Source organism: Pseudomonas sp. R3-57 (assembly GCF_051132065.1).
Lineage (GTDB): Bacteria > Pseudomonadota > Gammaproteobacteria > Pseudomonadales > Pseudomonadaceae > Aquipseudomonas.
On sequence record NZ_CP071655.1, the window covers coordinates 1,505,584 to 1,524,857 of the forward strand.

The window sequence follows — 19,274 nt, forward strand, 5'->3', positions numbered from 1 at the left end:
GCCGTTTTGGCGTGGCGCTAATCTGCGTTCATCTTACGGAAGAGAGAACGCCTCATGGACGACCATCAATCTGTAGCTCTATCAATCGAATCTCTGCCCCCGCGACAGTTGCCCGTTGCTCGCAGCTTCCATCAACACGAAGCCTCGCCAAGCGTGCGCAACATCAGCCGGGGTCTCGAAGGCCCGCCGCTGCTGTTGCGGCTGGTATTGGTCGACGCCATGACTGGCGCGCCGGTCGTTGGCGCACTTGTGCGGATCGAGCAGCACATCGGCGCCGAGACGTTGTGCGGTAGCCAGTCGACCGACAATCAGGGCATCGTGCGTTTCACCAGTCTCTACCCGGATCGGCACAGCGCCTTGCCTTGCCTCGCTCTGAGCGTCGCCATCGCCAGCGACGATCAACAACCGCAGCTTTATCAGGAGGCCTGGGCAGGCCGCGTGCATCTGCCCGGCGTCTGTAATTGCGCAGTTGCAGATGACGATGCGCCGTGGCTGGCGCTACGACCGATCACAGACCATGGCCTGGATGACGGCCACTACGGTAGCGTGACGATTGGCGTAGACACCTTCGCCCTGTCATCGCAAATCGGTCTGGCGGGCTACGACAAGCAGCCCGTCACGCCGTTCTAGCGCAGTTCGTGCAGCGCGCGTACCAGCCGCTGCATGTCTGCCGCTGTGGTGGTCAGCCCCGGTGTGACGCGGATGCTCGGTCCGCTGGCAGCGCCGTGGCGGACCACGGTGAACAGGTTGTAATCGTTGAGCAATCGCTCGGCCATCGCCTGTTGATCATCGTGGTGGGTGAAGCGCAGCGAAGTGATGCCGCAATACAGGCGCGGATCGTCCGGGGTCATCACTTCGATGCCCGGCAAATGCCGTACCGCGCTGACCCAGAGGTTGCGCAGGTAATTGAGGCGCGCACCCTTGGCGGCGGCGCCACCGAGTGAGGCGTGTTCCTCGAACACCAGCGGCAAGGTCATCAGCGCCGGTATGTTCGGCGTGCTGTAGGAGGTGCGGGCACGTACGTCGTTCGCCGGGAAATGCATCTCGCCCATGTCCGGATCGATGTCGGCCAGACGCTGCGGCGCGATGTAGAGGAAGCCGAGGGTCAGCGGGGCGCCAATCCACTTGTGCAGGTTGTAGCCGGCGAACGCAATGCCGAGCGCGTCGAGATCGAAATCGATCTGGCCAAGGGCGTGGGCGCCGTCGAGGATGATGTCGACGCCATGTTCTTTCGCCAGCGCAGCAATGGCCGCTACCGGCATGACCAGGCCGGTGCGGTGGGTGACGTGAGTCAGCGCCATCAATTTCAGTTTTGGCTGGCGAGTGAACGCTTCGCGGTAGGTCTCCAGCAGGCTGTCGAAACTGGCCGGGTGCGCATGGGCAATTTCGATCACCTCGGCGCCGCGCTGCCGGGCGAGCCAGCGCATGGCGCCTTTGACCGTGTCGTATTCCAGATCGCTTATGAGTACCTGATCGCCGGGCTGCAAACAGTTGTAGTTGCGGATCAGCGATTGCAGGCCGTCGGTGGCGTTGCGGGTGAAGGCCAGGCTCTGCGCATGCACACCGATCAATTCAGCCAGCTGTGCACGAATATCGAGGTTGTCGTGCTGCTCGAAACGCTGGCGCACGTACACCGAATTGCTGGTATTGATCAGCTCGATATTGCGCTGGTATTCCTCGATCACCGTGCGCGACATGCGCCCGAAATAACCGTTTTCCAGGTTCACGGGGCCGGGTTGAACATCGTAACGGTCGGCGAACGTTCGCCAGAAGGCTTCGTCACGGGCGCGGCGGGTGTTATCGGGCATGATCAACGAGCTCAGAGAAGAGGAGGGCGCATCAATGGCGCGGGGCAGGTTTGCCGTGTTTGGCGCGCAGCGGCTCGAGCAGATCGGAGAGGCCGTTATGGTCGATCTCGTGCATCAGCGCGAGCAAACCACCCAGCTCGCCGTGCGGAAAACCTTCGCGGGCGAACCAGTTCAGGTAAGGGCCCGGCAGGTCGGCGATGATCCGCCCCTTGTATTTGCCGAAGGGCATTTCGCGGGTGATCAGCAATTCGAGTTTTTCAGGATTCATCGGTTTTCGTCTGACTTCAAAGCAATCTGCAAAATACAGGCATTCTGCATGCAGGCCAAATGACAGATCATGCAAAACACCAGCATACAGATGGTTCAATGTTTTATAACTTATTGAAATTAAACGATTTATTTTTGAAAGCGAAGCTGGCACGCACACTGCAATATTCCTTGCATCTTCAACCAACCGCAAGGAATTGGAAAATGACTGACGTAAACAAAGAAGCCATTTCTGTACTCAACGACCTGATTGAAACCTGCAAGGACGGTCAGGAAGGGTTCAAGACTTGCGCCGAAGACATCAAGCACCCAGAACTGAAAACCCTGTTCGTACAGCGCTCCGCCGACTGCGCCACTGCCGCTGCCGAGCTGCAGGCGCAAGTGCGTTCGCTGGGTGGCGATCCGGAAACTTCCACCAGCGTCAGCGGTGACCTGCACCGTCGTTGGGTCGACGTCAAAGCCATGTTCACCGGCAAGGACGAAGAGGCTGTGCTGAACGAAGCTGAGCGCGGTGAAGACCATGCGCTGAAGGCTTATCGTGAAGCGATCGAGAAGATCAACAAGCACAACCTGGTAGGCATTAAGGATCTGGTTGAACGTCAGTACCACGGCGTCCAACGCAACCACGACCAGGTGAAAGCCCTGCGTAATCAGGCTCGCGCTAACTCTTAAGGGTTAGGCGCCTGATAAAAAACGCCAGCGTGTCTGGCGTTTTTTTGTGCCTGGCTGAAAGGCCCCTCACCCTAGCCCTCCCGAAACGTCGGACCGCCCGGAGGGAGAGGGGACTGATCGAGGTAGATGACAGAAGTCAGCCGACTTGGGCGATCTGAGGTGAATTCAGATTTTGAAAGCCACAAAGATCAGCTCCCTTTCCCCCTCGCCCCCTGGGGGAGAGGGCTGGGGTGAGGGGGAAGCAATCTGCCTGACACCCCCCATCCATCAGCCAATACTGATCGCCGGCAACGTCGGCAACGTCACCGTCTGCTGTTTGCGTGGTGCGAGAATTTCGGCCTCGCCATCCACCACCAACTCATCCCGCTGGTTGAACACGCGAGTGGCAATGCGCACACGAAACTTCGGCAGCTTCTCGAGGATTTCCAGGCGCACGGTCAAGGTGTCGCCAATCTTCACCGGCTTCTGAAAGCTCATCTGCTGGCCGATATAAATAGTCCCCGGCCCAGGCAGTTCGCACGCTACTGCCGCGCTGATCAGCGCACCGCTGAACATGCCGTGGGCGATACGCTCCTTGAACATGCTCGCCGCGGCAAACTCGGCATCCAGGTGCACCGGGTTGTGGTCGCCCGACATCGCGGCGAACAGTTGAATGTCGCGCTCTTCGACGGTCTTGCTGTAGCTGGCGGTCTGGCCGACTTCGAGGGCTTCGTAAGGGATGTTGGTAACCTGGGTCATCGGTCTCGATTCCTGTGGCGGACTCAGTCAATCCGCAAAAAATTATTCGCTGCGTTGCGGGCGCGGATGGCTCAGGGCCTGATCGATCCAGGCCAGCACATCGGCGATCACTTCGCCGCGGTTGATTTCGTTGAACAATTCGTGCCGGGCCTGCGGGTAGATCTTCAGTTGCAGGTGCTGGCTGCCGGCCGCGCGCAAGGCGTTGGCCAGATCTGTCAGACGCTTGCCTTCACTCACCGGATCACATTCGCCGCCGATGACCAGCAGCGGCAGGCCCGGATCGATCTGCGCGAGATTGGACGCTTTGCTGATCTGCTGCAAGCCGCCGAGCAGGTCGATCCACAATTGATTGGTGCAGCGAAAGCCGCACAGCGGGTCGTTGATGTAACGGTCGACTTCGGCCGGGTCACGGCTGAGCCAGTCGAACGGCGTGCGCACCGGTTTGAATTTTTTATTGAACGAGCCGAATGACAGCCACTCGATCAGCGCGCTGCGGCCCTTGCCGCCCTGACGCAGTTTTTCCAGGCGGGCGATCTGCCGCGCGGCACGGTACAGGGCGACTGGTTGAAAATTCGAGCCACTGAGAATCGCCCCATGCAGGCTGGCGCTGTGGTGCAGCAGATAACCCTGGGCGAGATAGCTGCCCATGCTGTGCCCAAGCAGAATGATCGGCACGCCGGGGTGCTGCTGGCCGATGTGTTGGTTGAGGCTGGCCAGATCGCCGAGGACTTTGCACCAACCGTCAGCATCGGCGTAATGGCCGAGAGTGCCTTGGCTGGCGGTTCTGCCATGGCCACGCAAATCCGGTGCGTATACGCCATAACCTTTGTCGCAAAAGGTTTCAGCGAGGCGTGCATAGCGGCCGCTGTGTTCCGCCATGCCATGGGCCACGAGAATCAGCGCTTTCAACGGCCCCGCGGGCAGCCATTGATTGACGAAGAGCCGGCTGCGGTCACTCGCGTCCAGCCAGAAGGTGTCGTGAATCATGGCGCTTCCTTTGCTCAAAGTCCGCACATTGTATAGCGCGTCTGATCAGCCCACGCCACGGCAGGAAGATTCACACGATCAATGACGGCTTTGCTCATATTTGCCTGAATGGCCATAGCTGCTAGTGTCCGTGAAGCTCCGCTTGTTCAGAAATGACAGAAGCGGCTCCCGGATCGGCTCAGGTAAAGAGGACAAGAACAATGCGACCTGATTTCTGGAACGACAAGCGCCCGGCCGGCGTACCGCTGGACATCGACATGACTGAGTTCAAGTCGGTGATCGAAGTGTTCGAGCGTTCCTGCAAGAAATTCGCTGATCGCCCGGCGTTCAGCAACATGGGCATCACGCTGACCTACGCCGAGCTTGAACGCCAGAGCGCCGCGTTCGCCGGTTATCTGCAGGCGCATACCGATCTGGTTCCGGGCGATCGCATCGCCGTGCAGATGCCCAACGTCCTGCATTATCCGATTGCCGTGTTCGGTGCGCTGCGCGCCGGGCTGATCGTGGTCAACACCAACCCGCTGTACACCGCGCGGGAAATGCGCCACCAGTTCAAGGACTCCGGTGCTCGCGCGCTGGTGTACCTGAACGTGTTCGGGCAGAAAGTCCAGGAAGTACTGCCGGACACCGACATTCAATACCTGATCGAAGCGAAGATGGGCGACCTGATGCCCATCGCCAAGGGCTGGCTGGTCAACACCGTGGTCAGCAAAGTGAAGAAAATGGTCCCGGCCTACTCACTGCCGCAGGCGATCTCCTTCAAAAGCGCACTGCGCCTGGGCCGCGGCCTGGGGATCAAACCGCTGAAGGTCACGCTCGACGATATCGCCGTGCTGCAATACACCGGCGGCACCACCGGTTTGGCCAAGGGCGCAATGCTTACTCATGGCAACCTCGTCGCCAACATGCAGCAAGTGCGCGCCTGCCTCGCCCAACTCGGTCCGGATGGCCAGCCGCTGTTGCGTGAAGGCCAGGAGGTGATGGTGGCGCCGCTGCCGCTGTACCACATCTATGCGTTCACCGCGAACTGCATGTGCATGATGGTCTCGGGCAACCACAACGTTCTGATTACCAATCCGCGGGACATTGCCGGCTTCATCAAGGAGCTGAAAAACTGGCGTTTTTCGGCGTTGCTGGGTCTGAACACTTTGTTCGTCGCGCTGATGGAGCACCCGGATTTCAAGACGCTGGATTTCTCCAGCCTGAAACTGACCAACTCCGGCGGCACCGCGCTGGTCAAGGCCACGGCCGAGCGCTGGGAGCAGGTCACCGGTTGCCGCATCACCGAAGGTTACGGCCTCACCGAAACCTCGCCGGTGGCCTGCACCAATCCCTACGGCGATCAATCCCGCCTGGGCACGGTCGGCCTGCCAGTGCCGGGCACACTGTTGAAAGTGATCAGCGATGACGGCGCCGAGCAGCCGTTGGGCGAGCGCGGCGAGCTGTGCATCAAGGGCCCGCAAATCATGAAGGGCTACTGGAACAAGCCCGAAGCCACCGCCGAAGTGCTGGATGCCGAAGGCTGGTTCAAGTCTGGCGACATTGCCGTGATCGACCCCGATGGTTTTGTGCGTATCGTCGATCGCAAGAAAGACATGATCATCGTTTCCGGCTTCAACGTGTATCCAAACGAAATCGAAGACGTGGTCATGGCCCACCCGAAAGTCGCCAATTGCGCGGTGATCGGCGTGCCGGACGAGCGCTCGGGCGAGGCGGTGAAGCTGTTTGTGGTGGCGCGTGAAAGCGGCGTCAGCCTCGAAGAGCTGAAGGCCTACTGCAAAGAGAATTTCACCGCCTACAAGGTGCCGAAACACATCGTCTTGCGTGAGTCATTGCCGATGACGCCTGTCGGCAAGATTCTGCGGCGGGAGTTGCGGGATATTGCCTGACCGGTGAATGGCCGCGCTTGGCGCGGACCGCGAGCAGGCTTACTCCTACAGGGGTTGTATGTAATCTCTGTAGGAGTGTTCCTCCTCGCGATTTGTTTGGCACCCATGAAAACCGGGGCTTTCAAGGGGTTCTAGGATTTTTGCTCTAAAATGACTGCTAGATAGTCTTGAGTCATCAATATGACTGTAGGGGCCGCTTTTGGCTCTAGTCGACCCTCGGCAAAGCTGCTACTCTCGGCGCGCTTTGTGACTTCTCGGCCTGTGTAAAAGCCAGATTCACCAATACAAAACACACACCAATAATAATCGCATCAAATGCGGTGAAGAATTCGCGTTGCTGAGGAGTGGGCTTCCATGATCGAAGACTTTTGGAAGGATAAATACCCGGCTGGAATCGCTGCCGACATCAATCCGGACGAGTATCCGAACATTCAGGCAGTGTTGAAGCAATCCTGCCAGCGCTTCGCCAACAAACCGGCTTTCAGCAACCTCGGCAAGACGATCACCTACGGTGAATTGTACGAATTGTCCGGGGCGTTTGCCGCGTATCTGCAACAGCATACCGATTTGCAGCCCGGCGATCGAATCGCCGTGCAACTGCCCAACGTGCTGCAATACCCGGTCGCCGTTTTCGGTGCGATTCGCGCCGGGCTGATCGTGGTCAACACCAACCCGCTGTACACCGCGCGGGAAATGGAACACCAATTCAACGACTCCGGTGCCAAGGCGCTGGTGTGCCTGGCGAACATGGCGCACCTGGCCGAAGCCGTGGTGCCGAAAACCGGCGTCAAGCACGTCATCGTCACCGAAGTCGCCGACCTGTTGCCGCCGCTCAAGCGCCTGCTGATCAACAGCGTCATCAAGTACGTGAAGAAAATGGTGCCGGCCTATCACCTGCCCAAAGCCGTCAAGTTCAACGACGTGCTGAGCAAGGGGCACGGTCAACCCGTGGCCGAAGCCAATCCGCACAGCGGTGATGTCGCGGTGCTGCAATACACCGGCGGCACCACCGGCGTGGCTAAGGGCGCGATGCTGACCCACCGCAACCTCGTCGCCAACATGCTGCAGTGCAAGGCGCTGATGGGTTCCAACCTCAATGAAGGTTGCGAGATCCTGATCACGCCGCTGCCGCTGTACCACATCTATGCGTTCACCTTTCATTGCATGGCGATGATGCTGATCGGCAACCACAACATCCTGATCAGCAACCCGCGCGACCTGCCGGCGATGGTCAAGGAACTGTCGAAGTGGAAGTTCAGCGGCTTTGTCGGCCTCAACACGCTGTTCGTCGCGCTGTGCAACAACGAAGCGTTCCGCAAGCTGGATTTCTCCGCGCTGAAAGTCACCCTGTCCGGCGGCATGGCCCTGCAACTGGCCGCTGCCGAACGCTGGAAAGCCGTAACCGGCTGCGCCATCTGCGAAGGTTACGGCATGACCGAAACCAGCCCGGTGGCCACGGTCAACCCGATCCAGCACATCCAGATCGGCACCATCGGCATTCCCGTGCCATCGACCCTGTGCAAAGTCATCGACGACGCCGGTGTCGAGCAGCCGCTGGGTGAGATCGGTGAGCTGTGCGTCAAAGGCCCGCAAGTGATGAAGGGTTACTGGCAGCGTCAGGAAGCCACCGATGAAATGCTCGACAGCGATGGCTGGCTGAAGACCGGCGACATCGCGCTGATCCAGCCGGACGGCTACATGCGCATCGTCGATCGCAAGAAAGACATGATTCTGGTCTCCGGTTTCAACGTCTATCCGAACGAGCTGGAAGACGTGCTGGCGACCTTGCCGGGCGTGCTGCAATGCGCGGCCATCGGCGTGCCGGACGACAAGTCGGGTGAAGCGATCAAGATTTTCATCGTCGCCAAACCGGGCGTGACCCTGACCAAGGAACAGGTCATGGACCACATGCGCGCCAACGTCACCGGCTACAAGGTGCCGCGTTCGGTGGAGTTCCGCGATGCGCTGCCGACCACCAACGTCGGCAAGATCCTGCGCCGCGAATTGCGCGATGAAGAGCTGAAGAAGATCAAGGCCAAGTCCGCCGCGTAAACAAAAAGCCCCGCAAATGCGGGGCTTTTTGTTGGTGAGTCGATCGTTCCCACGCTCTGCGTGGGAATGCCGCCCCGGACGCTCTGCGTCCAGCACTGCAGGGACGCGGAGCGTCCCGAGATGCATTCCCACGCGGAGCGTGGGAACGATCAGTCCTACTGACGAAACGGCGCAAAATTCACATTGGTCCCCGCCGGCCGCATGTCCTGCAGATACGAATCCTTGTCCGCACTCAGCTCCAGGCTCAACGCCGCCTTGCGCTTGCCTTCGTTGCGAATCACCAGACCTTCGAGCTTTTCGCGCAGAAACACGGTCGGCACTTTCAGGTGCAGCAGTTCGTCGGTCGCCGGGGTGTGCATCAGCAGGTGAATCCACTCGTACTGACCGATCGCCAGGCGCGACACCGGCAGGTCGAACCACCAGATATTGCGGTTGCGGTTCAGTTCGGCAAAGTGGCAGTTGTTGGTGCCAAGCACGGCGCCGCCCAGTTCCTTGTTGCGACGGGCGATGGCTTGCGTTTTATCGAGTTTCATAACATTCCTGCGGTATCGGTCTTTGGCGCCTGGCGCCCATAGCTGCGCATTCTCAAGGCAACGCCGACAAACATAAAGCGCAACCTGCGCGCCGCGACGAAATGAGGGGCAAATAATTGAAACTTGCAGCGAAACGCGCCAGTCAATCGTTACGTACTGACTTTTCTTCCCCTTATGCGTCACGGAGAAACACCATGAGTAGCACAGGCGATAAAGTAAAAGGCATGGCCAACGAAGCCGTCGGTAACGTCAAGCAAGGCGTCGGCAAGGCTACCGATAACTCCAGACTGCAAGCCGAAGGCAAGGTCCAGGAGAGAAAAGGCGAAGCCCAGCAGGCAGTTGGCAACACCAAGGACGCAGTGAAGAAAGGCGTCGACAAGGCGTAATCCAGCCTTGAACGAATCACACGAGCGGCCATCCAAGGATGGCCGTTTTTGTATCAAAAAACCTGCGGATGCCGACGAAGATCGCCAAACAGGCTAACGTGATGTAAAAAACGGCCCCTGAGTCGCCACGACTTCAACCTGTACTGCGGCGAAAGGAGACGCGAATGATTTTCCCGAACATGAAAGGTCTGCCCCTGCACCGGGTGATGGTGCGCACGGTCACTGAATTCGTCGACGACGAAATGTCGACCTATGCCTCGGCACTGGCCTACCAGATGCTGTTCTCGCTGTTCCCGTTCATTCTGTTCCTGATCGCGCTGATCGGTTTCCTGCACTTGCCGGATTTCTTTTCCTGGCTGCGCCTGCAGTCGGAACTGGTCTTGCCGCCGCAGGCGCTCGAGCAGGTCAACCCGGTGATCGACCAGTTGCAGCAATCCAAGGGCGGCCTGCTTTCAATCGGTATCGTCATCGCGCTGTACACCGCCTCGGCTGGCGTGCGCCTGATGATGAGCGCGATGAACGCTGCATACGACGTGGTCGAGGGGCGGCCGATCTGGAAGCGCTTCCCGCTGTCGATCGTCTACACCGTCGGCATTGCCGGCATGCTGTTGATTGCCGCCGCATTGATGGTGCTCGGGCCGCAGGTGATGGGTTGGATCGCCGCGCAGGTCGGTCTGGAAGAAGTCATCGTGACTATCTGGACCATCGCGCGCTGGCCGGTAATCGTGGTGCTGATGATGATTGCCGTGGCCCTGATCTACTACGTCATGCCCGACGTCAAACAGGAATTCCGCTTCATCACCCCAGGTTCGGTGCTGGCCGTAGTGGTGTGGATCCTGGCGTCGTTGGGGTTCGCCTTCTACGTTAAAACCTTCGCCAACTACAACGCGATGTATGGCAGCATCGGGGCGATCATCGTGCTGTTGCTGTATTTCTATATCTCCGCCGCCGTGCTGCTGCTCGGCGCGGAAATGAACGCGGTGATCGAGCACATGTCCAGCGAAGGCAAGGAGAAGGGCGAGAAAGACCCGGGCGAGCCAGAAGAACATCCCAAACAACATGTCTCAGGCCTGGGCCGCGATCATTCGCTCAAGCCGGACACTGACGAAGTCTGACCATGATCCGTGAAATTCTCAAAATGGGCGACGAGCGCCTGCTGCGCATCGCCCCGCCGGTACCGCCGGAAATGTTCAACAGCGCCGAGCTGTGGCAACTGATCGACGACATGTTCCAGACCATGGAAAGCGTCGGCGGCGTCGGCCTGGCCGCGCCGCAGATCGGCGTCGATCTGCAACTGGTGATCTTTGGTTTCGAGCACAGCGAGCGCTATCCGGATGCTGAAGCGGTGCCGCAGACGATCCTGATCAACCCGCTGATCACACCGTTGAATCCGTATACGGAAGAGGGCTTCGAAGGTTGTCTGTCGGTGCCGGGTTTGCGCGGGGCGGTGGATCGCTATCAGCAGATTCGCTATGAAGGTTTCGATCCGAAGGGCGAGCCGATTGTGCGTGTAGCCTCAGGCTTTCATGCGCGGGTGGTGCAACATGAGTGCGACCATCTGATCGGCCGGCTGTACCCGTCGCGCATCACCGATTTCAGCAAGTTCGGTTTTACCGAAGTGATGTTTCCGGACCTTGATCCCAACGCGGACGACTAGCTCAGGATCAACACATTCCCCTTGTAGGAGTGAGCCTGCTCGCGATAGCGGTATATCAGTGACATTTTCACCGAATGACACACCGCTATCGCGAGCAGGCTCACTCCTACAGGGGATTGTGGTCAGGCTGGAGAATTGAGCCCCATCGCAATCATCGGCTTGCTGCGCGCATACCGGCTCAACCGTTCCGCCATCGCCTGCGGCAGCGCCGGGTCAAACCTGAAGCCACGCCGCTCATAGAACCCGCGCAAATCCGGATGACAGAACAGCCACACCGGCTCGCTCACCGCTTGAGTGGCCGCCGCGATCAACTGCGCGGCAATCCCTTGCTCGCGGCACTGAGGATCGACGAACAAGCCGGTCAACCAATGCCCACCCGCCACCGGGCGCAGGCACAGCGCCGCGACGATGTCCCCACGCCGGGCCACCCACAACTGCGCATCGCGCACGGCTTTCATCGAGGACTGGTGGCTGCGGTAGAACTTGTTCATCAACGGCCAGAGCGACGCGTCGAGCAAGGTGTAATGGGTATCGGGCATGGGCAGGGCTGTACTGGGCAAAGCGGCGATTATAAAAGAGCGTGGGCAAACCGGCCAAATGATCACCGGCACCGATCATCCATGCGCCGAAAAATAATCTGCAAGATTGCACGCTGTCGTTGCACAGAAGGGAACAGATCCCAGCCGAGCAACGCCATGCCGAATTACTTTGACGCCAGCCATCGCACGCAAATCGAAACCCTGCGCCAGCGTTTTACCGCCCGCAGCGAATGGCCGACCTGGCTGTTATTGATCGGCGTGTACGGCGCCTGGTTCGCCGTGTTGTGCAACAGCGCATGGCTCGGCGTGGCCGGCAGCACGCTGCTGCTGATTCCACTGCTGGTGTTGTGGCTGTCGTTGCAACACGAATTGCTGCACGGGCATCCGACGCGCTGGGTGCGCTTGAACAAGCTACTCGGCTATGCGCCGTTTGCCGTTTGGTACCCGTACACGCTGTATCGCGACAGCCATTTGCGTCATCACTGCGACGAGGACCTGACCGTACCGGGCCTCGACCCGGAGAGCCGTTACCTGACTCATGGCGACTGGCAGGCCAGCTCCTTGTTCGAACGCGGTGTGCACTGGCTGAACAAAACCGTGTTCGGGCGCTTGCTGATCGGTGCGCCGCTGGCGTTGCTGGCGCTGGCCAAAGAGCAGGGGCAACGCTTGATGGCGGGCGATCGACAAGCCTGGCGGATGTGGCTGACCCACGGGTTCTTCACCGCGCTGATGCTCACCTTCATTGCCCGTTTCAGCGTGCTGCCGGTGTGGCATTACCTGCTGCTCATCAGCGTGCCGGCGCTGGCGATCGCGATGATTCGCTCCTACCACGAACACCGCCCGCATGCGCAACCGCAGCAGCGCACGGTACTCAACGAAGCCGCCTGGCCGTGGCGCTGGCTGTTCCTAAATCTCAACTTTCATCTGGTGCATCACGATTTACCGGGGCTGGCGTGGTATGACCTGCCCAAGGCGTATTACGCGCAGCGCGAGCGTTGGGTCGCGCGTAGTGGCGGATTTGTCGTGCACGGTTACGGCCAGTTGTGGCGGCAGAATGGTCTCAGGCCGATCGACAGCCCGCAGCATCCTTTTCACTGACTTCAAAAACGCCGGATAACCCCTGTGGGAGCTAGCCTGCTAGCGATAGCGGAGCTACAGCCACCGCTGATGGTGACTGACAGATTGCAATCGCTAGCAGGCTAGCTGCCACAGGTTTTCTCTCTGTATGGATAAATGTCTATGGCCCACCACGCCGAACTGCGCATGTACGCCGCCCCCGAGGCGATCCACGCCGCCAATGAACGCTGGCTCACACGCATCCTCGAACATCTGGGGCACTCGCGCCGCGCTGCGCATGACCTCTCTTTAGCCGAACTCTGGTTATCTGCGAATCTGCTGCTTACGCAAACCTGCGGCTATCCGCTGATGACTGCACTGCGTGGACAGGTGCGCGTGGTCGGTCGGCCGCGCTACGAATTGCCCGACGCCACGGCTGGCAATCATTGCAGCCTGATTGTCTGCCGCGCCGACGAGCCGCGTCAGACGCTGGCGGAGTTTCGCGGCAGTCGCGGGGTGATCAATAGCGAAGGCTCCAACAGCGGCATGAATCTGTTTCGCCAGCGGCTGGCGTCGTTGCATCAACAAGGACGATTCTTTGCTTCGGTGAGTATCAGTGGCGGGCATCGCGACAGTCTGCGCGAAGTGCGTGAGGGCCGCGCTGATCTGGCGGCGATCGACAGCGTCACCTTTGCCTGCCTCGCTCGATATTCGCCTGAAGAAGTCCGCGGGTTGCGTGTGCTGACGCGCAGTGCCGACAGTCCGACGTTGCCGTTCATCACTGTGCGCAGTGCCTCGCTCGAGCGCATTGAACAATTGCGTGAAGTCATGAATCAAGCGCTGCGCGAACTGCCCGAGGTGGTGCAGACACTCGGGTTGCCTGAGGTCCTGCCGGCCAGCGAAAGCGACTACCAAATCCTGCTCGACTACCAGCGAGAGGCCGAGGCGTTGGGTTACGCTCAGCTGCGCTAACTCAAAAGGGAATATAAAAATTCGTTTTAAGTCTTTTTAACGAATAAGGCGCCTTGCTACGATCGCGCCACCGGAACACCGGACATTCAGCGACCCCTCATCCAGGAGCCCCTATGTCCGGCGCCGATAATGCCCACCGCCAAACCGTCGAACTTCTGTTTCGCGCTCACTATGGCTGGCTCTGCAGCTATGTGCGCCGGCAATCGCCTGACGCCGCCGGCAGCGAAGACCTCGCTGCGGAAACCTTCGCGCAGTTGCTCCAAACCCCTGCGCTGAAGGCGATTCGCGAACCGCGCGCCTTGCTTGCGACCATCGCGCAGCGCCTGCTGTATCAGCGCTGGCGGCGTGCGCAACTTGAGCGCCGCTATCAGCAGCAGTGCGACAGCGCCTGCGTCGCGTCGCCGGAAGACCTGGCCCAACTGACGCAAGCCCTCGCTCGTCTCGATCACAGCTTGCAACGCTTGCCGGCCAAAGTGCGCACGACCTTTCTGCTCGCGCGCGTTGATGGCCTGACCTACCCACAAATTGCTGCCGAACTGGGCGTCTCCCAGCGTTCGGTGAGTGTCTACGTGAGCCGTTCCCAAGCGCTGTGCGATCGCCACAGCGCCAATCAATCACTATCAGACTTGAGGTCCGCATGAGATCGATCAAAACCCTGCTCGGCCGTTTAATGCTGGCGCTGAGCCTGAGTGTCGGCACGCTGGCGGCGGCGGAGAAAACCGCGCCGATCCACTTTGGCGACATCACCTGGGAGAGCGGCAGTTTCATCACCGAAGTGCTGCGCCTGATCGTCGAGAAAGGCTACGGCTACCCGACCGACACGCTGCCCGGCAGCACCGTCAGCCTTGAAGCTGCGCTGGCGAAAAACGATATCCAGGTGATCGGCGAAGAATGGGCCGGGCGCAGTCCGGCGTGGGTCAAGGCTGCCGCCGAAGGCAAGGTGTTCGGCCTTGGCGATACGGTCAAAGGTGCCACTGAAGGCTGGTGGGTGCCGGAGTATGTGATCAAGGGCGATCCGCAGCGCGGGATCAAAGCGCTGGCACCGGATTTGAAATCGGTGGCGGATCTGCCGCGTTACAAGGATGTATTCCGTGACCCGGAAGATCCGTCGCGCGGGCGCTTCCTCAACAGCCCGACCGGCTGGACCTCGGAAATCGTCAACAGCCAGAAACTCAAGGCCTACGCCTTGAACGACAGCTTCGTCAATTTCCGCACCGGTTCCGGTGCGGCGCTGGATGCCGAAGTGGCGTCTTCGGTGAAGCGCGGCAAACCCGTGCTGTTCTACTACTGGTCGCCGACGCCGCTGCTCGGCCGCTTCAAACTGGTCAAACTGGAAGAGCCGCCATTCGACGCCGAAGCCTGGAAGACCCTGGCTGACGCGAACAACCCCAATCCCAAGGGCACGCGTTCGATGCCCGCACGTTTGGCCATCGGCGTCTCGGCGCCGTTCAAGCAACAGTACCCGCAACTGGTGACGTTCTTTGAAAAGGTCGACCTGCCGATTGATCTGCTCAACCAGACACTGGCAGGCATGAGCGAAAAACGCTTGCAGCCGCGCGCGGTGGCCGAGGCGTTCCTGCGCGATCAACCGCAGGTCTGGCAGCCGTGGGTACCTGCCGATGTGGCGACCAAGGTGACTGGAAGTCTGTAAGTCGTTTCTGTTGTTTTTTGTAGCGTTTTCGCGAGCAGGCTCGCTCTCACAGGCGAGACGCATTCTGATTTGGCGGCGCGCTTGCTCGCGAAAGCGTCAGTCCCGACGAGATTTCTCCGCGCGCTGAACCGATTCTTGTGCAAAAAATGCCAGATACTGGCCGACTAGTGGCCTTGCGCACGGCGGCGGTCTGGCTATGCTTGTCGTAACTAACTATGTCGATCGTCATGTCAAAACCCGACTGACAGACATCGTTGGCTCGTGATTCATGCTGCCAGAGTGCGCAACCCAAGGCACCGACACTGAACCAACAAGGAGCGTCGCCGACATGGAAGTTCTTCAATGCGTTAGGGCTGGCCCGCGTGCGGGCTATCAAGAGAAGGATGTCTTGATTAGAACGTCGCTGCATGGACGCTCCGATTGATCATCATTTATCACCTGACAACTTCCTCCCGTGGAGGAAGGCGTGTGCCTGTTCCACGGAACGTAGTGGTGGATCTTGAAAGACCAGAACTTTCATCAAATCGAAAGACCGCGCGGAAGGTGATACAACCATGTTCAACCTACATCACAAGGCTGACCTGCAGGAAATCGAGCGCTTCAGTTGCGCGCTGACCGAGACCAACGCCAAGTTGGCCGCGATCAGCCGCTCGATGGCGATGATCGAGTTCAGCCCTGACGGCATCGTCCTCGATGCCAACGACAACTTCTGCAAGACCATGGGCTACAGCGCCGCGGAAGTACGCGGCAAACACCATCGGATCTTTTGTGAAGAGAGCTATTACCGCAGCGAGGACTACGCCAGGTTGTGGCGCGATCTGGCCCGTGGCGAACCGCTGAGCGGGACATTCCTGCGCTTGAACAAGAGCGGTCGGGAGATCTGGCTCGAGGCCAGTTACATGCCGGTGTTTGGCCCAGACAAAGAAGTCAGAAGCGTGATCAAAGTTGCTGCCGATATCACCGCGCGTATCAACAAGGAACATGAAGAAGAAGCGATGCTGGCGGCAATCAGCCGCTCGATGGCGGTGATCGAGTTCACTCCCGAAGGCAATGTCATCGCCGCCAACGATAACTTTCTGCAGACCATGCAGTATTCGCTCAACGAGATTATCGGTCAGCATCACAGCCTGTTCTGTCACCGCAGCGAATCCGAGTCGGCGCAATACAAGGCGTTCTGGGCGTCGCTCAATCGCGGCGAATATCACTCGCACCGCTTCGAGCGCAAGAACAAGTCCGGGCACATGGTTTATCTGGAAGCCTCGTACAACCCGCTGTTCGATGCCAAGGGCCGCTTGTACAAAGTGGTCAAGTTCGCCAGCGACATCACCCGCCAGATGACCACCTTGCAGCGCGCCGCCGAATCGGCCCACAGCACGTCGGTACAGAACGACGCCTGCGCGCAAAAAGGCTCGCAGGTCGTGCAGCAGACCGTGAAAATCATTCAGGACATCTCCCGCGACCTCAACGAAGCCGCCGTCAGTATCGATGCGGTGAGTAAACAGTCGGACATCATCGGCACCATCGTCCAGACCATTCGCGGCATTGCCGACCAGACCAACTTGCTGGCGCTTAATGCTGCAATCGAGGCCGCACGCGCCGGCGAACATGGCCGCGGCTTCGCGGTAGTCGCGGACGAAGTGCGCAGCCTCGCGGCGCGGACCAGTCAGGCGACCCTGGAAATTGTCGATGTGGTGCGCAGGAACTATGACCTGTCGCTGAGCGCAGTGTCGAGCATGCAATCGAGCCTGAGCCGAACCGGGCTGGGAGTGGAATTGGCGAACGAGGCGGGGGAGGTGATCCTGGAGATTCAGCAGGGCTCGCGGCACGTGGTGGATGCGATCAGCCAGTTCAATGAAACCCTGCAACTGAACTGAATTGCTACAGTCCCCCTGTAGGAGTGAGCCTGCTCGCGATAGCGGTGTGTCAGCGACAAGTTTGCTGGCTGACACTCCGCTATCGCGAGCAGGCTCACTCCTACATTGTTTTTTATGTAGCCTTTCGATCAAAGCGCAGCAAGAAACGTGTTCGCCGCGTTGCTCATCTCCTGCAGGATGCCGTCGTGCAGGCACCGCTCAGCGATGGGCAATATTCTCCAGCGCCAGATTACGCGTGCGCGGTCCAAATCCCCCGATGGTCAACATCACGATCAGCATGCTGCAAACAATGAAAGCCAGCACGCCCGGCGTACCGAAGTTGTCGAGAAACAAGCCGATCAACAAACTGCTGAACACTGTCGACAAGCGACTGAACGAATAGCAGAAGCCGACCGCGCGGGCGCGGATGTTGGTCGGGAACAGTTCGCTCTGGTACGAGTGATAGCTGAAGCTCAGCCAGGCGTTGCAGAAGGTAATCATCACCCCGCAGAAGATCAGCCCGACGGCGCTGGTCTGCAGGGCGAACAGGGTGCCGAAGGTCATTGCGCCAAGGGCCGAGCCGACGATCTGCCATTTGTTCTCGAAGCGGTTGGCGAACTTCACGAACAACAACGGCCCGAGCGGGTAGGCGAGGGTGATGATGAAGGCGTACAGCAAACTGTGGGTGACGCTGACGCCTTGGCCCGAGAGCAGCGCCGGCAGCCAGTTGCCGAAACCGAAGAAGCCGATCGCCTGAAAAATATGGAACACGATCAGCATCAACGCGCGGCGGCGATACGGCGGTTGCCAGATATCAGCGAAACGGCCCTTGCCTTCAACGTCGACCGGCACCGCTTCCGGCGCGTCCAGAGCTTTGCCGTGATCTTTTGCGCAGCGCGCTTCGAGGTTATCGAGAATCCGATTGGCTTCGTCGAAACGGCCATGCTGCGCCAGCCAGCGCGGCGATTCTGGCAGGCGTTTGCGCAGCCACCAGATGAACAGCGCAAACACAGCGCTGGCCAGCACCACCCAACGCCAGCCGGAAACACCGAACGGCGCCTGCGGCACCAGCCACCACGACATCAATGCCACCGCCGGCACCGATAGGAACTGCACAAAAAACGCAAAGGCAAACGCCGAGCTGCGCATGCGTTTGGGCACCAGTTCCGACAAGTAGGCGTCGATGGTCACCAGTTCGATGCCCAGGCCGATCCCCACCAGAAAGCGCATGCCGATAATGCCCAGCGCTGAGGTCTGGATGCCCATCAAAACCGTTGCCACCGTGTACCAGATCAGCGCGAAGGTGAAGATCGCCCGGCGACCGAAGCGATCCGCCAAGGGACTGAGCAGGCTGGCGCCGAGGAACAGGCCAAGGAACGTCGCCGAGGCGAATGCTGCCTGATCGGAAAAACCGAACACGCCCTGATTGCCGGTGGCAAACAGGCCGTCGCGGATCAGGCCGGGGCTGATGTAGGCAGTCTGGAACAGATCGTAGAGTTCGAAGAAACCCCCGATCGACAACAGCGCCACCAGCCGCCAGATCGTCGCCACGGCGGGGAGGCGATCGATGCGGGCGGAAATCTCGGCGGCGCGGACCGGGTCGATGCCGTCGCTGTGTGCGGCGGCGAAGGCGTGAGCAGTCATGGGCAGATCCATTTTTTTATTTGATGGAAAAGCTTAGCCTGCTATCGGAGTTCACGGATTGTGAATATCCGCGTTTAACAACGCGCCACAACACTTTTCTTGCAATATTCGCTTACGAATTAACGATTTATGCTGCAGCGGCCGAATCCGGCAGTGCCGAGGCGGGCAAACCGAACACCCGATCGAACAGCCAGTTGAAGGCAAAGGTGTAGCACGGGATGAAAATGATCAGCGCCAGATCCAGCAGAAACGCCTGCACCAGGCTGATGTTCATCCACCATGCGATCAACGGAATCAGAAACACGATCAACGTCAGTTGAAAGCCAACCGCATGGGCAATGCGCCGTTTAACCGTGCGGGTGCGCGAGACCTGACGGCTTTCCCAGCGTTCGAACAGCGAGGTGTAGATGAAATTCCAGGTCACGGCGATGCTGGTGATGATCACCGCCAGCGGCCCGGTGCTGCCCGGCGATGTGCCCGACAACAAGGCCAGACCGAGGGCCGAGAAGGTCATGCCGATCACTTCGTAGAGCGACACGTAGACCAGTTTGCGTTTGACGCCTTGCATTG

Annotated in this window: 19 protein-coding genes and 2 pseudogenes; 13 read left to right on the forward strand and 8 right to left on the reverse strand. The window is 59.5% G+C overall.

All coding sequences use genetic code 11. The features are described from left to right. Nucleotides 1-54 precede the first annotated feature (54 nt). Nucleotides 55-630: a hypothetical protein gene (locus tag J3P93_RS06870; protein ID WP_434596064.1), complete on the forward strand. Its 576-nt coding sequence runs from the start codon at nt 55-57 to the stop codon at nt 628-630. Here J3P93_RS06870 and J3P93_RS06875 read toward each other — a convergent pair. Both J3P93_RS06875 and J3P93_RS06880 read right to left on the reverse strand, forming a co-directional pair. Continuing rightward, nucleotides 627-1,808, reverse strand: coding sequence for an aminotransferase class V-fold PLP-dependent enzyme (locus J3P93_RS06875; protein WP_434596066.1), 1,182 nt, complete (start codon nt 1,806-1,808; stop codon nt 627-629). The two genes, J3P93_RS06870 and J3P93_RS06875, sit on opposite strands and share 4 nt — an antisense overlap. Nucleotides 1,809-1,839: 31 nt before the next feature. After that, on the reverse strand, nt 1,840-2,076 hold the full coding sequence (locus tag J3P93_RS06880; RefSeq protein ID WP_025112833.1) for a DUF3820 family protein: 237 nt from the start codon (nt 2,074-2,076) through the stop codon (nt 1,840-1,842). 203 nt (nt 2,077-2,279) lie between these two features. On the opposite strand from J3P93_RS06880, the gene J3P93_RS06885 reads away from it, so the two are divergent. Beyond that, complete coding sequence (locus J3P93_RS06885) at nt 2,280-2,747, forward strand: ferritin-like domain-containing protein (RefSeq protein ID WP_090285529.1); 468 nt, start codon at nt 2,280-2,282, stop codon at nt 2,745-2,747. A 267-nt stretch (nt 2,748-3,014) separates the two neighbouring features. Here the strand turns inward: J3P93_RS06885 and J3P93_RS06890 are convergent, their stop codons facing one another. Beyond that, nucleotides 3,015-3,485: a MaoC family dehydratase gene (locus tag J3P93_RS06890; RefSeq protein WP_003227420.1), complete on the reverse strand. Its 471-nt coding sequence runs from the start codon at nt 3,483-3,485 to the stop codon at nt 3,015-3,017. 42 nt (nt 3,486-3,527) lie between these two features. Then, a complete protein-coding gene (locus tag J3P93_RS06895; RefSeq protein ID WP_434596069.1) occupies nt 3,528-4,472 on the reverse strand; it encodes a lysophospholipase in 945 nt (314 codons plus the stop codon). 200 nt (nt 4,473-4,672) lie between these two features. On the opposite strand from J3P93_RS06895, the gene fadD2 reads away from it, so the two are divergent. Further along, complete coding sequence (gene fadD2, locus J3P93_RS06900; protein ID WP_434596071.1) at nt 4,673-6,361, forward strand: long-chain-fatty-acid--CoA ligase FadD2; 1,689 nt, start codon at nt 4,673-4,675, stop codon at nt 6,359-6,361. A 354-nt stretch (nt 6,362-6,715) separates the two neighbouring features. Then, the gene (fadD1, locus tag J3P93_RS06905; protein ID WP_090285522.1) at nt 6,716-8,413 is read left to right on the forward strand and encodes a long-chain-fatty-acid--CoA ligase FadD1; all 1,698 of its coding nucleotides are present in this window, start codon (nt 6,716-6,718) and stop codon (nt 8,411-8,413) included. A 155-nt stretch (nt 8,414-8,568) separates the two neighbouring features. Here fadD1 and J3P93_RS06910 read toward each other — a convergent pair whose 3' ends face one another. Further along, nucleotides 8,569-8,946 carry a hypothetical protein gene (locus tag J3P93_RS06910; RefSeq protein ID WP_007917843.1) on the reverse strand — a complete coding sequence of 126 codons (378 nt, stop codon included), beginning with the start codon at nt 8,944-8,946 and terminating at the stop codon, nt 8,569-8,571. 194 nt (nt 8,947-9,140) lie between these two features. Between J3P93_RS06910 and J3P93_RS06915 the strand changes: the two genes are divergently transcribed. The 3 genes from J3P93_RS06915 (at nt 9,141) to def (ending at nt 10,989) form a co-directional block, all read left to right on the forward strand. After that, entirely contained in the window at nt 9,141-9,332 is a 192-nt protein-coding gene (locus J3P93_RS06915; RefSeq protein WP_090285520.1) for a CsbD family protein, read from the forward strand. Between the two features lie 164 nt (nt 9,333-9,496). Then, complete coding sequence (locus J3P93_RS06920; protein WP_090285518.1) at nt 9,497-10,447, forward strand: YihY/virulence factor BrkB family protein; 951 nt, start codon at nt 9,497-9,499, stop codon at nt 10,445-10,447. 2 nt (nt 10,448-10,449) lie between these two features. After that, nucleotides 10,450-10,989, forward strand: coding sequence for a peptide deformylase (gene def, locus J3P93_RS06925; protein ID WP_090285516.1), 540 nt, complete (start codon nt 10,450-10,452; stop codon nt 10,987-10,989). A 122-nt stretch (nt 10,990-11,111) separates the two neighbouring features. On the opposite strand, the gene J3P93_RS06930 is transcribed toward def, so the two are convergent. Beyond that, the gene (locus tag J3P93_RS06930) at nt 11,112-11,528 is read right to left on the reverse strand and encodes a GNAT family N-acetyltransferase (protein ID WP_434596075.1); all 417 of its coding nucleotides are present in this window, start codon (nt 11,526-11,528) and stop codon (nt 11,112-11,114) included. A gap of 156 nt (nt 11,529-11,684) precedes the next feature. On the opposite strand from J3P93_RS06930, the gene J3P93_RS06935 reads away from it, so the two are divergent. From J3P93_RS06935 to J3P93_RS06960, 6 genes and pseudogenes are all read left to right on the forward strand, one after another. Next, entirely contained in the window at nt 11,685-12,626 is a 942-nt protein-coding gene (locus J3P93_RS06935) for a fatty acid desaturase (RefSeq protein ID WP_434596076.1), read from the forward strand. Nucleotides 12,627-12,767: 141 nt separating this feature from the next. Further along, the gene (locus tag J3P93_RS06940; protein WP_434596077.1) at nt 12,768-13,556 is read left to right on the forward strand and encodes a phosphate/phosphite/phosphonate ABC transporter substrate-binding protein; all 789 of its coding nucleotides are present in this window, start codon (nt 12,768-12,770) and stop codon (nt 13,554-13,556) included. Nucleotides 13,557-13,669: 113 nt separating this feature from the next. Continuing rightward, a complete protein-coding gene (locus J3P93_RS06945; RefSeq protein WP_434596078.1) occupies nt 13,670-14,197 on the forward strand; it encodes a sigma-70 family RNA polymerase sigma factor in 528 nt (175 codons plus the stop codon). Then, complete coding sequence (locus J3P93_RS06950) at nt 14,194-15,207, forward strand: ABC transporter substrate-binding protein (RefSeq protein ID WP_434596079.1); 1,014 nt, start codon at nt 14,194-14,196, stop codon at nt 15,205-15,207. The genes J3P93_RS06945 and J3P93_RS06950 overlap by 4 nt, the downstream gene beginning before the upstream one ends. 659 nt (nt 15,208-15,866) lie before the next feature. Continuing rightward, nucleotides 15,867-16,490, forward strand: a pseudogene (locus tag J3P93_RS06955) (PAS domain-containing protein); the annotation flags it as partial. A 162-nt stretch (nt 16,491-16,652) separates the two neighbouring features. Continuing rightward, a pseudogene (locus tag J3P93_RS06960) lies at nt 16,653-17,081 on the forward strand (methyl-accepting chemotaxis protein); the annotation flags it as partial. 198 nt (nt 17,082-17,279) lie between these two features. On the opposite strand, the gene J3P93_RS06965 reads toward J3P93_RS06960, so the two are convergent. Both J3P93_RS06965 and J3P93_RS06970 read right to left on the reverse strand, forming a co-directional pair. Next, nucleotides 17,280-18,704: an MFS transporter gene (locus J3P93_RS06965; RefSeq protein WP_434596080.1), complete on the reverse strand. Its 1,425-nt coding sequence runs from the start codon at nt 18,702-18,704 to the stop codon at nt 17,280-17,282. Nucleotides 18,705-18,831: 127 nt separating this feature from the next. Next, on the reverse strand, nt 18,832-19,272 hold the full coding sequence (locus tag J3P93_RS06970) for a PACE efflux transporter (RefSeq protein WP_434596081.1): 441 nt from the start codon (nt 19,270-19,272) through the stop codon (nt 18,832-18,834). Between the last annotated feature and the right edge of the window lie 2 nt (nt 19,273-19,274).

What these genes read in the sequence shown, in the direction of transcription:
- J3P93_RS06870 (WP_434596064.1), top strand. Translation starts at nt 55, where the DNA reads ATGGACGACCATCAATCTGTAGCTCTATCAATCGAATCTCTGCCCCCG.
- J3P93_RS06875 (WP_434596066.1), bottom strand. Translation starts at nt 1,808, where the DNA reads ATGCCCGATAACACCCGCCGCGCCCGTGACGAAGCCTTCTGGCGAACG.
- J3P93_RS06880 (WP_025112833.1), bottom strand. Translation starts at nt 2,076, where the DNA reads ATGAATCCTGAAAAACTCGAATTGCTGATCACCCGCGAAATGCCCTTC.
- J3P93_RS06885 (WP_090285529.1), top strand. Translation starts at nt 2,280, where the DNA reads ATGACTGACGTAAACAAAGAAGCCATTTCTGTACTCAACGACCTGATT.
- J3P93_RS06890 (WP_003227420.1), bottom strand. Translation starts at nt 3,485, where the DNA reads ATGACCCAGGTTACCAACATCCCTTACGAAGCCCTCGAAGTCGGCCAG.
- J3P93_RS06895 (WP_434596069.1), bottom strand. Translation starts at nt 4,472, where the DNA reads ATGATTCACGACACCTTCTGGCTGGACGCGAGTGACCGCAGCCGGCTC.
- fadD2 (WP_434596071.1), top strand. Translation starts at nt 4,673, where the DNA reads ATGCGACCTGATTTCTGGAACGACAAGCGCCCGGCCGGCGTACCGCTG.
- fadD1 (WP_090285522.1), top strand. Translation starts at nt 6,716, where the DNA reads ATGATCGAAGACTTTTGGAAGGATAAATACCCGGCTGGAATCGCTGCC.
- J3P93_RS06910 (WP_007917843.1), bottom strand. Translation starts at nt 8,946, where the DNA reads ATGAAACTCGATAAAACGCAAGCCATCGCCCGTCGCAACAAGGAACTG.
- J3P93_RS06915 (WP_090285520.1), top strand. Translation starts at nt 9,141, where the DNA reads ATGAGTAGCACAGGCGATAAAGTAAAAGGCATGGCCAACGAAGCCGTC.
- J3P93_RS06920 (WP_090285518.1), top strand. Translation starts at nt 9,497, where the DNA reads ATGATTTTCCCGAACATGAAAGGTCTGCCCCTGCACCGGGTGATGGTG.
- def (WP_090285516.1), top strand. Translation starts at nt 10,450, where the DNA reads ATGATCCGTGAAATTCTCAAAATGGGCGACGAGCGCCTGCTGCGCATC.
- J3P93_RS06930 (WP_434596075.1), bottom strand. Translation starts at nt 11,528, where the DNA reads ATGCCCGATACCCATTACACCTTGCTCGACGCGTCGCTCTGGCCGTTG.
- J3P93_RS06935 (WP_434596076.1), top strand. Translation starts at nt 11,685, where the DNA reads ATGCCGAATTACTTTGACGCCAGCCATCGCACGCAAATCGAAACCCTG.
- J3P93_RS06940 (WP_434596077.1), top strand. Translation starts at nt 12,768, where the DNA reads ATGGCCCACCACGCCGAACTGCGCATGTACGCCGCCCCCGAGGCGATC.
- J3P93_RS06945 (WP_434596078.1), top strand. Translation starts at nt 13,670, where the DNA reads ATGTCCGGCGCCGATAATGCCCACCGCCAAACCGTCGAACTTCTGTTT.
- J3P93_RS06950 (WP_434596079.1), top strand. Translation starts at nt 14,194, where the DNA reads ATGAGATCGATCAAAACCCTGCTCGGCCGTTTAATGCTGGCGCTGAGC.
- J3P93_RS06965 (WP_434596080.1), bottom strand. Translation starts at nt 18,704, where the DNA reads ATGACTGCTCACGCCTTCGCCGCCGCACACAGCGACGGCATCGACCCG.
- J3P93_RS06970 (WP_434596081.1), bottom strand. Translation starts at nt 19,272, where the DNA reads ATGCAAGGCGTCAAACGCAAACTGGTCTACGTGTCGCTCTACGAAGTG.